Source organism: Streptomyces sp. NPDC004134 (genome assembly GCF_042874195.1).
Taxonomy (GTDB): Bacteria; Actinomycetota; Actinomycetes; order Streptomycetales; family Streptomycetaceae; genus Streptomyces.
This window is the reverse complement of sequence record NZ_JBIAMS010000027.1, coordinates 62,542-76,612: the sequence shown is the minus strand read 5'-3', so window position 1 is coordinate 76,612 and position 14,071 is coordinate 62,542. Positions and strand designations below refer to the sequence as shown.

Genomic DNA, 14,071 nt, shown 5'->3' with positions numbered 1-14,071 from the left:
GGCCGGTTCCGGGCGGGCCGGTTTCGGGCGAGCCGGATGCCGGCGGGCCGCGCGCGATGAGGCTGTTCGCCGCGGTGATCCCGCCCGCGGAGGTGCTGGGGGAACTGGCGGAGGTGGTCGGCCGGCTGCGGCGGCTGCCAGGCGCCGGGCGGCTGCGCTGGGTGCCGCGGGAGGGCTGGCACCTCACGGTGGCGTTCTACGGGGAGGTGCCGGCCGGTTCCGTCGCGGAGCTGGCGGAGCGGCTGGCGCGGGCGGCGCGGCGCCGGGGGCCGGTGGGGCTGCGGCTGGCGGGGGGCGGGCGGTTCTCCGACACGGTGCTGTGGGCGGGGGCGGCGGGCGACGTCGAGGAGCTGGGCCGGCTCGCGGCGGGCGCCGCGGCGGCGGGGCACCGCACGGCGGGGGTGCCGCTGGCGGCGCGGCAGGGCGGGGGCGGGGGCCCGCGGCGACCGGAGCGCCGCTACCGCCCGCACCTGACGCTGGCCCGCCAGCGCCGCGGCGCGGGCACGGACCTGGCCCCGTTCGCGTACGCGCTACGCGACTTCACCACCCCGCACCGCGACCTGACCACCCTCACCCTCGTCCGCAGCCACCCCCCACCCCCGGGCCACCCGGGCGCCCAGCCCCACTACGAGCCCGTAGCCACCTGGCCCCTCGGCGGGAGCGGGGCATAGCCGGGCGCTCAGTCCCGGGGGAACTCGCCGGTCGCCAGCTTGAGCCCGACAGGGGTCTCGGTGAGGTCGACGTCCATGCCGAAGTCGAGGGTGGTCTCGACGCGGTACTCCCCGTCCTTGGGCATGAGGTGCAGGTGGCACTTGCCGGTGCAGGGATCGGCGATCAGATACACCGGTACCTCTGCGGTCGCGTACGCCGCCTTCTTCGGTCCGTAGTCGTTGGCAGCGGTGCTTTTGGAGATCACCTCAGCCACGAATTCGACGTCCTGTGGCCGCCAGCGGCCCGTGGCGCTGGGTTCGGCGCCCTTCACCATCGCGGCGACGTCGGAGGCGAAGCCGTTCAGGTGGCCTGGGAAGTCGATGCGGACGTCGGATGCGGTGCGCGTCCGGGGATACTGAGTACGTAGCTGATCGTAGATATCCGCAGTGATCAACCAGTGGTTCTGCCGCTGCGGCGACATGTAGACAGCCCCCTCGACGATTTCAACCTTGTATCCCTCGGGGACAGGCATCCGCTCCAGCCGCTCGAACAACTTGTCGAGGGTGAGTTCGTCGCTCTCTTCGGCCATCTCGATCCTGTCGGTGTCAACGACGGTCATCGTGGCGCTCCTCCCCGCTGCCGCTTGATCGCATGCAGCCGCGCAGTACAACGATACTCACGGTGAGTCGTCACGCCTGTTTCCACACCGCCGGGCCCGCCGCCCCGCGGGGGGCGGCGGGCCCGTAAGCTCGTACGCGTGAACGCCAAGACCCGCATCCGCGTCGTCAGCGCCACGCTCGTGCTGATCTTCGCCGTCGTCGCCATCGCCGCCGCCTTCGGCGGCTGACCCGTCCGCCTACGGGACGCTCACCAGGCGAACGCCTCCGGGGACGGACCCGGGCCCGGGAAGATCTCGTCGAGCGACGCCAGCAGCCCGTCCGACAGCGTCAGGTCCAGCGCCGGCAGCGCCGACGTGAGCTGCTCCATCGTGCGCGGGCCCACGATCGGGCCCGTCACGCCCGGCCGCGTCAGCAGCCACGCGAGGGCCACCTCCGCCGGGTCCAGGCCGTGCTCGGCGACCAGGTCCTCGTACGCCTGCACCTGCTCGCGCACCGCGCCCCGCGACAGCGCCGCCGCCGAGCGCGCCCCGCCGCCCTCGCGCTCCTTGCGCAGCGCGCCGCCCAGCAGGCCGCCGCCCAGCGGGGACCACGCGATGACGCCGAGGCCGTAGCTCTCGGCGGCCGGGATGACCTCCATCTCGGCGCGCCGCTCATACAGGTTGTAGAGGCACTGCTCGCTCACCAGGCCCAGCGAGTGCCGCCGCCGCGCCGCCTCGTTGGCCTGCGCGATGTGCCAGCCCGCGTGGTTCGACGAGCCGACGTAGAGGATCTTGCCCTGCTGTACGAGGACGTCGACGGCCTGCCAGATCTCGTCCCAGGGCGTGTGCCGGTCGACGTGGTGGAACTGGTAGAGGTCGATGTGGTCCGTCTGCAGCCGCTTGAGGCTGGCGTCGACGGCGCGGCGGATGTTGAGCGCCGAGAGCCGGTCGTGGTTGGGCCAGGTGGCGTCGCGGTCGGCGGCCATCGAGCCGTAGACCTTGGTGGCGAGCACGACCTTGTCGCGGCGGCCGCCGCCCTGCGCGAGCCAGGTGCCGACGATCTCCTCGGTGCGGCCCTTGTTCTCGCCCCAGCCGTAGACATTGGCGGTGTCGAAGAAGTTGATGCCCGCGTCGAGGGCGGCGTCCATCATGGCGTGGCTCGCGGCCTCGTCCGCGTGCGGACCGAAGTTCATGGTGCCGAGCACGAGCCGGCTGACCTTGAGTCCCGTACGTCCCAACTGCGTATACCTCATGAGGATCAAGCCAACTCCTTCGAGCGCGCTCGAAGCAAGCACCACGCACGTGCAGCGCAGGCGCATCCGGCACGCGGATCCGGCCCCCGTACCGCCGCGCGCGCATGGCAGGCTTGGCGCCATGCGCGCCCACCGCCTGCCGACCGCCGCCGCCCTCCTGACCGCGGCGGCGGTGGCGACCTCCGCCGCGTACGCCCCGCCCGCCGCGGCGCAGGACGACGTGATACTCACCGACCCGCGGATCACCGAGTCCAGCGGGCTGGCCGCCAGCCGGCAGCACGAGAACGTGTACTGGACGCACAACGACTCCGACGACGGTCCGTACGTCTACGCCGTCGACGGCGAGACCGGCGAGACGCTGGCGACGATCACGCTGCGCGGCATAGGGGAGCCGCGCGACGTCGAGGCCATCTCGCTCGGGCCCGACAACCAGCTCTACGTCGGCGACATCGGCGACAACATGGACGGCTCCTGGTCGTACGTGTGGATCTACCGCTTCCCCGAGCCGAAGCAGCTCGAGGACGCGACCGTGGACGCGGTGCAGTACGAGGCGCAGTACGAGGACGGGCCGCGGGACGCGGAGGCGCTGATGGTGCACCCGAAGTCGGGGCGGGTGTACGTGGTGAGCAAGAAGGAGAACGGGGGCGCGGCGCTGTACGCCGGTCCCGGGGAGCTGTCGACGGGCTCGATGAACATCTTCGAGCGGGTCGCGCCGGTCAACCTGTGGGTGACGGACGGTGCGTTCTCGCCCGACGGCACGCGGCTCGCGCTGCGCAGCTACGTCGGCGGCCGGATGTACCGCTTCGAGAACGGCAGGCCGAAGGAGGACGGGCGTCTCGACGTGCCGCTGCAGCGGCAGGGCGAGTCGATGACGTACACGGCGGACGGGTCGGCGATCGTGTTCGGGAGCGAGGGGGAGCAGAGCGACCTGATCCGGCGTGAGGCCGAGGGCGGCGGCGACTCGTCGGCGGAGTCGGGCGGGTCCGGCGACGGCGCGGGGGACGGCTCTGGCGACGGCGCGAGCGGCGCGGGGGACGACGAGGAACGCGACCCGCTGAAGACGGTGCTGCTGGTGGCCGGTGGCATCGGCGCGGTGGTGGGGCTGCGCAAGCTGCTGTCGCGGCGGCCGCGACCGGACTGAGCAGGTCGCTCCGGCTGTGACCGGACTGAGTGGGTCGCTCCATGCGCGACCGGACTGCCCGGGGTCGCTCCGGGCGCGACCGACTGCGCGGAGTCGCTCCGGGCGCGGCCGGATCCCCGTCAGGCGTCTTCCGTCTGGCACTCCTCCGGGTGGAAGATCCCCGCCCCGCCCTGCGGCGGGGTCCATCCCGTCGCGCGGCGGCGTTCGAGCAGCGCCTCCAGGCCGTCGAGCATCCGCTCCGTGGCGAACTTGTACGTCTCCTCGTCCAGGGCCGAGAAGGAGTCCTCGGACAGTCCGGCGATCCTCGGATAGCGCCCGGACGTCATCGCCGACTCCAGCGCCGGTGACTGCGCCTCCCAGAACTCCTGGTCGCTGATCCCGGTCCGCTCCTCCGCCTGCTTGGCGTTGACGTGCACCCGGGCGAGGCCGGCGGCGGTGGAGTCGAGCGCGGTGATGAAGCCGACCTTCTCCTGGTCGGTGAGCAGCAGCCCGTCGAAGCCGCTGAGGGCCAGCTCGAAGGAGTCCAGCCCGTTGGGGCCGAGGACGGGCCGGCCCTGGTCGACGTGGAGCAGCCACGGGTGTTCGAGGTAGTGCTCCCAGAAGGAGCGGGCCAGCTCCCGCAGCCGCTCCCGCCAGGTCGGCCGGCTCTCGAAGCGCTCGACGTCCTCCGGCTCGATCGACCCGACGCCGTCGAGCATCAGGTCCAGCAGCTCGGCCTTGCCGGGCACGTGCCGGTACAGCGACATGGTGCCCACGCCGAGGCTCACGGCGATCTTGCGCATCGAGACCGCCTCCAGCCCTTCGGCGTCCGCGATGCCGATCGCGGTGAACACGATCCGGTCCACCGAGATGCCGGGCTTCGGACCGCGCTTGCCGCGCTCGTCGATGCCCCAGAGCAGGGCCATGCTGCGGCTGAGGTCGCCGCTGCCGCTGTGTTCCCGTGCCGCCATGCGGCCGAGTCTAGCTGCGGACTTGCGATCTGCGTACACCGTATGCGTAAATGAGTACGGCGTACTCAGATAGGGGAGGAAGAGCGTGAAGGCAAGCTCGGCCGACGCCGTCGTGGCGGACGGCGTGCAGAAGCGCTACGGAGAGAAGCGGGCCCTCGACGGCTTCGACCTGACCGTGCCGTACGGCACGGTCTACGGCCTGCTCGGCCCCAACGGCGCCGGCAAGACCACGGCGGTGCGGATCCTGTCCACCCTCATCCGCCTCGACGGCGGACAGGCCCGCGTCGGCGGGCACGACGTGATGAAGGAGCCGGTCAAGGTGCGCCGGCGGATCGGCCTCGCCGGGCAGTACGCGGCGGTGGACGAGGTGCTGACGGGCCGGCAGAACCTGGAGATGTTCGCCCGGCTGTTCCACCTCGGCTCCCGGCGCGCCCGCGAGCGGGCGGTGGAGCTGCTGGAGCAGTTCGGGCTGACCGAGGCCGCGGACAAGGGCGCCAAGGAGTACAGCGGCGGCATGCGCCGCCGGCTCGACCTGGCGTCGAGCATGATCCTCGCGCCGGACGTGCTGTTCATGGACGAGCCGACGACCGGCCTCGACCCGCGCAGCCGCGGCGAGGTCTGGGAGGCGGTGCGGGACCTGGTGGCCGGCGGCACGACGGTGCTGCTGACGACGCAGTATCTGGACGAGGCCGACAAGCTCGCCGACCGCATCGCCGTCATCGACGACGGCCGGACGATCGCGGACGACACCCCGGCCGCGCTGAAGAACACGGTCGGGGGCGACCGTATCGAGGTCGTCGTCGGCTCCGCGGAGGAGATCCCGGACGCGGTGCGGGCCGTCGCCCGGGTCTCGGGGGCCGACCCGGCCATCGACCTGGAGGAGCTGCGGGTGCACGGCGCGGTGACCGACCGGGTCGCGGCGCTGACGGAGGTCGCGCGGACTTTGCAGGACGAGGGGGTGGCGGTGGACGACATAGCGCTGCGGCGGCCCACGCTCGACGACGTGTTCCTGAGCCTGACGGGGCACACCGCGGCGGAGAAGGAGCCGGCGGAGGCGGCGGGCAAGCAGGACTCCGACAAGAAGGGTGCCGGCAAGCAAGGCTCCGGCGGCAAGGCATCCGGCAAGAAGGCATCCGGCAGGAAAGAGGAGGCCACGGTCGCATGAGCACCGTCACCGACAGCGCGGCGGCCGAGAAGCGCCCCCGGTCCCCCGCCCGCGAGCAGGCCCCCGGCGGGGCGCTGAAGTGGGCGATCGCCGACTGCTGGACCGTCGTACGCCGCGGCCTGCTGCACTACCGCAGGCAGCCGTCCAACATCGCCTGGCAGCTCGGCTTCCCCGTCGTCTCCGTGCTGCTCTTCGTCTACGTCTTCGGCAGCGCGATGGAGGGCGGCGCGGACGCCTACAAGTCGTATGCGATGCCCGGCATGTTCGCGATGACCATGGCCTTCGGGTTCATGAACACCGCCATGCTGATCGCCATCGACAAGGAGCACGGCATCACCGACCGCTTCCGCTCCATGCCGATGTCCCCGTCGGCCGTGGTCAGCGGCCGGGGCGTGTCCGACCTCATCGGCGCCGCGCTGGACCTGGCGGTGATGGCGGCGATCGCGCTGGTCATCGGCTGGCGCTCGGACGGCTCGGTGCTGGAGACCGCGGCGGCCTTCGCGCTGCTGCTGTGGCTGCGCTTCGCGCTGATCTGGGTCGGGGTGGTGCTCGGTCTGCTGACGCCCAACCAGGAGGCGGCGGGCAACCTCTTCGCGGTCGCGTTCCCGTTCGGCATGGTCTCCAGCGTCTTCGCCTCGCCGGCGGACATGCCGGGCTGGCTGGGCGCGATAGCGATGTGGAACCCGGTGTCCTCCACGGCCAACGCGGTGCGCGAGCTGTTCGGCAACCCGGGGCGGCTGGGCGACTCGTGGATCGAGCAGCACGCGATGCTGATGGCGGTGGTGTGGCCGGTGGTGATCACGGCGGTGTTCCTGCCGCTGGCGGTGCGGAAGTACCAGCGGCTGTCGCTCTGAGGCGGCTGTCGCCCGCGGCGGGGCCGCGGCCGCACCGAGGGCACGTACGGAACGGGAACGGGCCCGGCACGCGGGAGGCGCGCCGGGCCCGTAACGGGTGAACGGAGTTCAGATCCGCTCGACCACGTAGTCGATGCAGCGGGTCAGGGCCTCGACGTCGGCCGGGTCGACCGCGGGGTACATCGCGATCCGGAGCTGGTTGCGCCCCAGCTTGCGGTACGGCTCGGTGTCCACGATGCCGTTGGCGCGCAGCGTCTTGGCGACGGCGGCGGCGTCCACGTCGTCGGAGAAGTCGATCGTGCCGACGACCGCGGACCGCTGCGCCGGGTCGGCGACGAACGGCGTGGTGGCCTTCGCCTCCTCGGCCCAGCCGTAGAGCGTGCGGGCGGAGGCGGCGGTGCGGCGTACGGCCCAGTCCAGACCGCCCTGGCCGTTCATCCAGTCGAGCTGCTCGGCAAGGAGGAAGAGGGTGGCGAGGGCGGGGGTGTTGTACGTCTGGTTCTTGCGGGAGTTGTCGATCGCCGTGGGCAGCGAGAAGAACTCCGGCACGTGCCGCCCGGAGGCGTGCACGCGCGCGGCCCGCTCCAGGGCGGCGGGCGAGAACGCGGCGATCCAGATCCCGCCGTCGGAGGCGAAGGACTTCTGCGGCGCGAAGTAGTACACGTCGGTCTCCGCCACGTCCACCGGCAGCCCGCCGGCCCCGGACGTCGCGTCGACGAGCACGAGCGCCCCGTCGTCGGCCCCCTCGACCCGGCGCAGCGGCATGGCCACACCGGTGGAGGTCTCGTTGTGCGTCAGCGCGTACACGTCGACCCCGGCCTCGGCCCGCGCCTCGGGGTGCGTACCAGGCTCGGACGAGACGACGGTCGGCTCGTCCAGCCACGGGGCGAGCTTCGCGGCCTTGGCGAACTTCGAGGAGAACTCGCCGAAGGACAGGTGCTGCGACTTGCGCTCGATCAGCCCGTGGGTGGCGACGTCCCAGAACGCGGTGGCCCCACCGTTCCCGAGAACCACCTCGTACCCCTCGGGCAACGAGAACAGCTCCCGCACCCCGTCACGCACCCGCCCGACGAGGTCCCGCACGGGAGCCTGCCGGTGAGACGTACCGAGAAGAGAGGATCCGGTGGCGGCCAGCGCCTCAAGCGCCTCGGTGCGCACCTTGGACGGGCCCGACCCGAAGCGTCCGTCGGCGGGCTTGATGTCATCAGGAATCACGATCTCAGCCACCCCCGAAGCCTACGACCCGACCACCAGCCGACGACGCTCCCGTCCACCCTCTGAGACGAGACGGTCACGTACTGGGCTGCCCGCCGGTGAGTACGTATGCGGTGGTGGGGGCGGGGCCGGGCTCACGCCCGGCCCTCTCCGGCCACCCTGCCGGACATCACCCCTTCGATGAACGCACCGGGCGGGAGATACCCGTGCTCCTCCACGTAGTGGTAGACCAGATTGGGAGCGGCCAGCCAGGCACCCTCGCGATCGACGACCCGGATCTCGGCTCCCCCGAGCGCAACCGTGCGACCCCCGACATCGACGGTGACCGGATAGGGAGGGGCACCGCCCGCATGCTCCAGGTTGCACGAGTGCCAGCCGCGCATCTGAGCTTGAGCGTGGTGAGCGCAGAGATCGCCGAGCTTCTCCAGGAAACCCGCCGGCACCTCTCCCACCGGGAAGACCTGCCCCGCATCCAGCCAGCCGACGTTGAGGGCGGAGACGCCTGGAGGGATGCTTTCCGGAAGGTAGGAATAGGGCGAAAGGTCATCGAATGCTGTCACGTTGTCGCTCCGTCAGAAGACATCTCTACATGCCGCCCAGTGCACAGTACCCCTGTTGGGTTGAAGGAGTTCGGACAGTGCCCTTGGCGAGGTGACCGTAAGGGTTCTGGGTACTCCTTCGATATGGAGGCCGCTGGGCGGGAAGAGAGTGTAGTCCGGAACCTGTTGGCCCGGACCGAAAACCTCGAAAGCGGGTGGATTTCCGGTCTCAATCCTGTTTCCGAGCGCGTCCGAAATGCTGTCGCCGTGTCTGGAATAGAATGCGATGCTGGTTCCGTCGGGAACCGTGACCATTGAATTGTCACCGGACCGAATTCCGCCGTGACCGCTCAACACCAGTTCGTTGTCCGGTCGCCCGAGCCTGCGTACGTCTTGGGTCACACCCCCGGCGTCGGCCACGAAGTCCGGTGCACCTCTGGTTACCGCACATGGGGAAAGTCCCAGCGGGTCGGCCCAGGTAAGCGGGTTATCCACATAGGAAACCGGGTTCAGCGCAGCAACGAGGCCGAGGGGGTCCGGGGTGGTGTAGTGGGCGGTGGTGGGGTCGTAGTAGCGGTGCAGGTTGTAGTGGAGGCCGGTTTCCGGGTCGGCGTACTGGCCGGGGAAGCGGAGTGGGGTGTAGGCGGTCGCTTCCCGGTTCCACGTGGTGGTGCCGTAGAGGGTGGTGCGCGTACGCCAGGCGATGTCGCCGTCGGGGGCGACGAGTTCGCGGGGGGCGCCGACGAGGTCCGTGACGATCGCGAAGAAGCGTGCGTCGATCTCGGCCTGGGTGGTGGCGTCGGTGATGCGCTCGGTCTGGGAGACGGGGGCGAGGCCGTCGTGGTCCCAGGTGAGGGTGAGGGGGTTGGTCAGGTCGGGGGTGTGGGTGGTCTGTTCGGCGAGAGTGGCGCCGTCGTAGGCGAAGGTGATCTTTTCGGCGGGCTCGTCGGTGCCGGGGACGAGGCGGGTCTTGCTGCGTCTGCGGCCGAGAGGGTCGTAGGCGTAACGCCATTCGGTGCCGTCCGGCGTGGCTACGTGGGTGAGGCGGCTCTCGGTGTCGTAGGCGAACCGCCAGGTCTCCGGCTTCTTGGAGATGCGGGTCCGCGTACGGCGTATCAGTCGTCCGGCGTCGTCGTAGCGGTAGCGGTAGCGGCCGGCGCGGGTGAGGGTGGTGCCGGTGTGGGTGCGCTGCCCTGACGCGTCGGCGGTGGTCTGGTCGGCCGGCCAGGCGGCGGTGGTCTGGGCGCCGAGGGAGTCGTAGGCGTACGTCTCGGTCCAGTTGGCGGCGGTGACCTGGGTGACGCGGCCGATGGGGTCGAGGTCGAAGGTCTGCCGACCGGTGATCCCGTCGTCCAGGGCGAGCAGGTAGCCGTCCGGGCGGTAGGTGTAGGCGCGCGACTGGACGGGAGCGGGCCCCGCGGTGAGGGTCTGTCGGGCGAGGCGGCCGGCGGGGTCCCAGTCCGAGGCGAGGGTGAGGGCGCCGATGTTGCGTGCGGTTTCCCGGCCGGCGGCGTCGTGGGCGAAGTCCACGGCGTGGGTGCCGGCCGTCAGCCGGGTGCGGCGGCCCGCGGTGTCGTAGACGTAGGTGCTGACGTGGCCCGACGGGGTGGTCCGGCGGGTGCGGCGGCCGGCCGGGTCGTAGGCGAAGGCGACGGTCTCCCCGTTCCACGTCTCCGCGGTGATCTGCCCGAGGAGGTCGCGTTGCACGCTGAGTTCGCCATCGGGACCGGTGGCAGACGCGAGGCGGCCGGCCGGGTCGTAGGAGTAGCGGGTGACGGCGTCGCCCGTGTTCTTCTCCGCGAGACGGCCGAGAGCGTCCCGCCGGTAGGTCAGGGTTACGCCGAGGGGCGTGGTGCGGCTGATGAGGGCGCCGGCGGCGTCGTGCTCATAGGCGGTGTGACGATTGTCGAAGTCGGATTCCGCGATGAGTCGGCCGGCCGGGTCGTAGGTGTAGTCCCAGGTCAGTCCTTGGGGGTTGGTGACCTGGGTGAGGCGCAACTGGTGGTCGTGCGTGAAGGCGTGGGTGGTGCCGTCGGGGTCGGTGCGGGTGGCGATCCGGTCGAAGTGGGTGTAGGTGAAACCCGTGGTGTTCCCAGCGGGGTTGGTGAGGGTCAGGCAGTTGCCTTCGCCGTCGTAGGTCCACCGCTGCTCGCCGCCGTCGGGCCCGACCCGGCGGGCGGGCCGGCCTTCGACGGTCCACTCCAGGCGGGTGGTGGCGCCGGTGGGATCCGTGGCTTCGACCAGGCGGCCGAAGTCGTCCCACGCGTAGGCGGCGGTACCGCCGGTGGGATCGGTGATGCGGGTGGTCAGGCCGGCGGCATTGCACGCCACTTCGGTCACCGCGCCCAGGGCATCGGTTACCGAGGCAAGCCGGCCGGCGCCGTCATAGGCGTAGCGGGTGGTGTGGCCGGCGGGGTCCGTCAGTGAGACTCGGTTGCCGCGCTCGTCGAGGGTCTGGCGCCAGACCGTGCCGTCGGCACCGATCAGTTCGACGGGGGTGGGGTGGCGGTCGAAGACCGCGTGTGTCTCGCTCCCGTCGGGGCGGGTGACGGTGGTGCAGCGGTGGTCGCCGTCGTAGGTGTAGCGGGTGGTGTGGCCGAGGGGGTCGGTCTCGGCGACGAGGTTGTGGTGGCGGTCGTACGTGGTGCGTGTGAGGGCGCCGAGTGGGTTGATCTCGGCGATGACCTGCGAGTTGTCGTTGATGACGAAGCGGGTGGTCGAGCCGTCCGCCGCGGTGAGAGTGGTGAGGGTGCAGTCGGGCCAGGCGGGGTCGGTGGTGCCGTAGGTGAGGGTGAGGGCGAGGTGGCCGGCTTCGCCGCCTTCGGCGATGCAGCGGTCGTGCCGGTCGTAGGTGTAGGCGTAGGAGTGGTTGTTGCGGTCGGTCCAGGAGGTGACGCGCAGGCGGTCGTCGTAGGTGAAGGTCAGCGGGAGGCCAGAGGAGTTGTAGTCCTCGGTGAGGTTGCCCTCCTCGTCGTACCCGAAGCGCTTGATCTCCGCATCGGCGCCGCCGGCGGCGGCACCGGCGAGATGGAGCGCGGTGACCCGGTCGTCGGCCGTCGTCACCCGGAGGTGATAGCCGGCGGAGTGGCGGATGTCGGTCGGCGCGCCGTCGTCGTCGTAGGCGAAGGTGATCGTGTGGCCGTTGCGGTCGGATATCCGGTGCAAGAGGGCGAGGCCGTCGCTGTCCGGGTTCCGAAAGTGGCGGGTGCGTCCGGTGGACGGATCGGTGACCGCGTACCCGCCGGTCTCCGGAGCCAAGGGCCAGCGGGGACCCGAGTCGGGCAGGACCGCGTCGGCGGGGCCGGAGGGGTGGGGATAGGCCAGGAGACGTCCGTCTTCGGTGATGAAGACGACACCCCTTTCGTCGACTTCGAGTCGCTGGTCGACGGTGGAGGTCCAGGTGGGGCCGAACCACCACCCACACCGGTACGCCGAGCCGACCCGGCGGTTGAACGCCAGGGGCAGGAGGCCGGGTAACTCGATGTCGGTCTGCGGGAGGTACATCTCGCCGGTGGCCAGGTCGATCGGGTCGGTGAGCTTGTTGACGACGCTCTTGAACCGGTCGCGGGCGCCTCGCGCCGCGTCATTGAGTACGGTGCGCCCGCGCTTGGCCAGACCCAGCACCCCGGCCTTCATGGCCTTGAGGCTCCTCATGGCACTCATGCCGCCCTTGGCCATCTTCGCCAGTCCGCCGAGGGTGGTGAGGCCCTTCATGCCGGGGATGCAGTCCAGGGCCGCGAACGCCACGTCCCACAAGGAGGCTTCACCGTTCAGGTACTTGATGAGGGTGTCGGCGAGGACGACGAGGGCGGCGGCCAGGACGACCAGTGCGAGGGGGCCGCCGATGATGAGGACGACGATGCCGAGGACGGCGACGATGACTTTGCAGACGGTGACGATGGTGTCCCAGTTGTCCTTGACCCAGTCGACCGCCTTCTCCCACCACTTCCGGTTCTGGATCCCGGCGTCGGAGGCGTCTTCGAGCTTGTCCTTCGCGTCGGAAGCGGCGTCCTCACGCATCTTCTTCGCGTCGGCGGCCATCTTCTTCGCCGCTTCGAGGCCGGCTTCGGCGTTGTCGACGGCGGTCTGGGCACTGGTCTGCGCGGACTTGGCGTCTGTGGCGTTGCGGGCCGCGGCCCGCACCTCCGACTCGTCGGGCTTCTCCTTGCCCTCCTTCTCGTCGTACTTCTCGGTTTTCGCGGTGGCGCGTTCGACCCAGGAGTTCGCCGAGTCCAGCCGACCGGTCGCGGACGACAACTCGTTGCGCGCCTCGCGGCCCCTGGCCAGCGCCTTGTCGGCCAAGGACTGAGCGCGCTCCAGCTTCGGCCAGTACGCGGCGAGCGCGTCACCCGCCAGTTCGTACGAGAGCTGCAGCTTCTTGAGGTTCTTGGGAACCTCGTCGAACTCGTCCTGGAACGCCTTCGCGGTCTTCCCCGCCCAGCGCAGGACGGCGTCCTCGCTCGCCATGCCCTTGATCTGGCGCAGCGCGTCGGCCACGTCGTCGGCGAAGTCGTGAAGTTCCCTGGCGAGTTGCTTCACCCGCTCCGGGTCCCCCGGCGTCGGGTCCTCGTCGAGGTCGAGTACGTGCCAGTCGGTGGGGCGGTTACCCACGGGTCCCCCTCAGCAGCGGTGTGCGGGCGCGACCGGAGCTAGCGGACGACGGTCTGGATCTCCGCGACCTCGACCTCGGTGGTCGCGTCGAAGACGCCGTCGGGGAGCCGGACGGGGTCGGTCTGGCCCGTGCCGGTCCAACTGATCTCCCAGGTGACCGTGGCCGTCAGCTCGTACGGGCCCGTGCTCTCCGTGGAGCGGAGGTACGTCAGGCCGCAGGGCGGTGTCTCCTCGGAGCGGCCGGGCGCGTACGGGGTGCCGATCGAGCCGTCGTCGTCGATGCGGCAGACGCCGTTCTCGGGGTACAACTCCGCGTCGTTCGTGCCGGGGTCGATGTGCAGTCCCACGGGGCGGGCGGTGGTGGTGGCCTCGATGCCGATCTCGGGGATGGAGGCGCTGACCGACACGGGGCGGAACGTGCCCTCGTCGAGCCACACCCAGGTCGGCAGGTTGACCTTCTGGTTCGCCGCCGCGGGGCGCAGGGTCGCCTCGTCGCGGGGGAGGCGGAGCCGGTCGTAGGCGAGTTCGGCCAGGACCTCGGGGGTGACGGCGTTCTCGTACTCGACGGGCGGGGGGTCTCCGGTGTCCACCCAGAACCACGGCTCCATGCAGTCGAAGATCGCCGGGTCATTCACGCGGTTCTTGTCGTAGAAGTCATCCCACCAATAGCCTTCACCGGCTTTGTCACGGTTGAAGTCGTGATAGGGCTTGCCGCCGCTGTACTTGTCCATGAAGTCCGAGGCGATGTCCCGCCCATCAGGATCGTGGACCATGGTGAACCAAACGCGCCGGGCCAGTTCCTCGAACTTGCCAGGGTGGTAGGCCGGGCCGTACCAGCAGGGGGGCGGTTCCCAGTCGCTCACGGGGCTCACGGCCCCGCCGTCGCCGCCGGGACCGTTGCGGGTCTCGTCCCACACGATCTCGACCTGCGCGTAGATGTTGCCGTTGCCGCTTCCCCCGGAGGGGCCGGAGCCGCCTGGCTCCTCGGAGTCCGACTCGTTGCTGTTGTCGTCGCGCCCGTTGTTCCCTTGGGCGAGGGCCGGGCCATGGGCCTGTAACACCGCGCCGACGGCTAAGAGAACGACGATGGGTAA

At 70.8% G+C, this 14,071-nt stretch carries 11 protein-coding genes; 4 read left to right on the top strand and 7 right to left on the bottom strand.

Features of this window, described 5'->3' with window-relative positions:
- The first annotated feature begins 56 nt into the window (after positions 1 to 56).
- Positions 57 to 671 (top strand): RNA 2',3'-cyclic phosphodiesterase, encoded by a 615-nt coding sequence (gene thpR / locus ACFYVJ_RS28260; RefSeq protein WP_388897128.1) that lies wholly within the window; start codon positions 57 to 59, stop codon positions 669 to 671.
- 8 nt (positions 672 to 679) lie between these two features.
- On the opposite strand, the gene ACFYVJ_RS28255 is transcribed toward thpR, so the two are convergent.
- Together ACFYVJ_RS28255 and ACFYVJ_RS28250 are read right to left on the bottom strand one after the other, a co-directional pair.
- Positions 680 to 1,270, bottom strand: a complete 591-nt coding sequence (locus ACFYVJ_RS28255) for a Uma2 family endonuclease (protein WP_388897125.1) — start codon at positions 1,268 to 1,270, stop codon at positions 680 to 682.
- 248 nt (positions 1,271 to 1,518) lie between these two features.
- On the bottom strand, positions 1,519 to 2,502 hold the full coding sequence (locus ACFYVJ_RS28250) for an aldo/keto reductase (protein ID WP_388897241.1): 984 nt from the start codon (positions 2,500 to 2,502) through the stop codon (positions 1,519 to 1,521).
- A 121-nt stretch (positions 2,503 to 2,623) separates the two neighbouring features.
- Here ACFYVJ_RS28250 and ACFYVJ_RS28245 point away from each other — a divergent pair, with 121 nt between their 5' ends.
- Complete coding sequence (locus ACFYVJ_RS28245) at positions 2,624 to 3,643, top strand: WD40 repeat domain-containing protein (RefSeq protein ID WP_388897122.1); 1,020 nt, start codon at positions 2,624 to 2,626, stop codon at positions 3,641 to 3,643.
- Positions 3,644 to 3,762: 119 nt separating this feature from the next.
- Here ACFYVJ_RS28245 and ACFYVJ_RS28240 read toward each other — a convergent pair whose 3' ends face one another.
- Positions 3,763 to 4,548, bottom strand: a complete 786-nt coding sequence (locus tag ACFYVJ_RS28240; protein WP_388897238.1) for a TetR/AcrR family transcriptional regulator — start codon at positions 4,546 to 4,548, stop codon at positions 3,763 to 3,765.
- Between the two features lie 130 nt (positions 4,549 to 4,678).
- Here ACFYVJ_RS28240 and ACFYVJ_RS28235 point away from each other — a divergent pair, with 130 nt between their 5' ends.
- Entirely contained in the window at positions 4,679 to 5,758 is a 1,080-nt protein-coding gene (locus tag ACFYVJ_RS28235; RefSeq protein ID WP_388897119.1) for an ATP-binding cassette domain-containing protein, read from the top strand.
- Positions 5,755 to 6,612: an ABC transporter permease gene (locus ACFYVJ_RS28230; RefSeq protein WP_388897116.1), complete on the top strand. Its 858-nt coding sequence runs from the start codon at positions 5,755 to 5,757 to the stop codon at positions 6,610 to 6,612. Before ACFYVJ_RS28235 ends, ACFYVJ_RS28230 begins: the two co-directional genes overlap by 4 nt.
- A gap of 108 nt (positions 6,613 to 6,720) precedes the next feature.
- On the opposite strand, the gene serC is transcribed toward ACFYVJ_RS28230, so the two are convergent.
- The 4 genes from serC to ACFYVJ_RS28210 form a co-directional block, all read right to left on the bottom strand.
- Positions 6,721 to 7,839 (bottom strand): phosphoserine transaminase, encoded by a 1,119-nt coding sequence (gene serC, locus ACFYVJ_RS28225; RefSeq protein WP_388897113.1) that lies wholly within the window; start codon positions 7,837 to 7,839, stop codon positions 6,721 to 6,723.
- A gap of 122 nt (positions 7,840 to 7,961) precedes the next feature.
- A complete protein-coding gene (locus ACFYVJ_RS28220; RefSeq protein ID WP_388897110.1) occupies positions 7,962 to 8,387 on the bottom strand; it encodes a hypothetical protein in 426 nt (141 codons plus the stop codon).
- A 12-nt stretch (positions 8,388 to 8,399) separates the two neighbouring features.
- Entirely contained in the window at positions 8,400 to 12,977 is a 4,578-nt protein-coding gene (locus ACFYVJ_RS28215; protein WP_388897107.1) for a putative adhesin, read from the bottom strand.
- Between the two features lie 38 nt (positions 12,978 to 13,015).
- Positions 13,016 to 14,038 (bottom strand): hypothetical protein, encoded by a 1,023-nt coding sequence (locus tag ACFYVJ_RS28210; RefSeq protein WP_388897104.1) that lies wholly within the window; start codon positions 14,036 to 14,038, stop codon positions 13,016 to 13,018.
- Between the last annotated feature and the right edge of the window lie 33 nt (positions 14,039 to 14,071).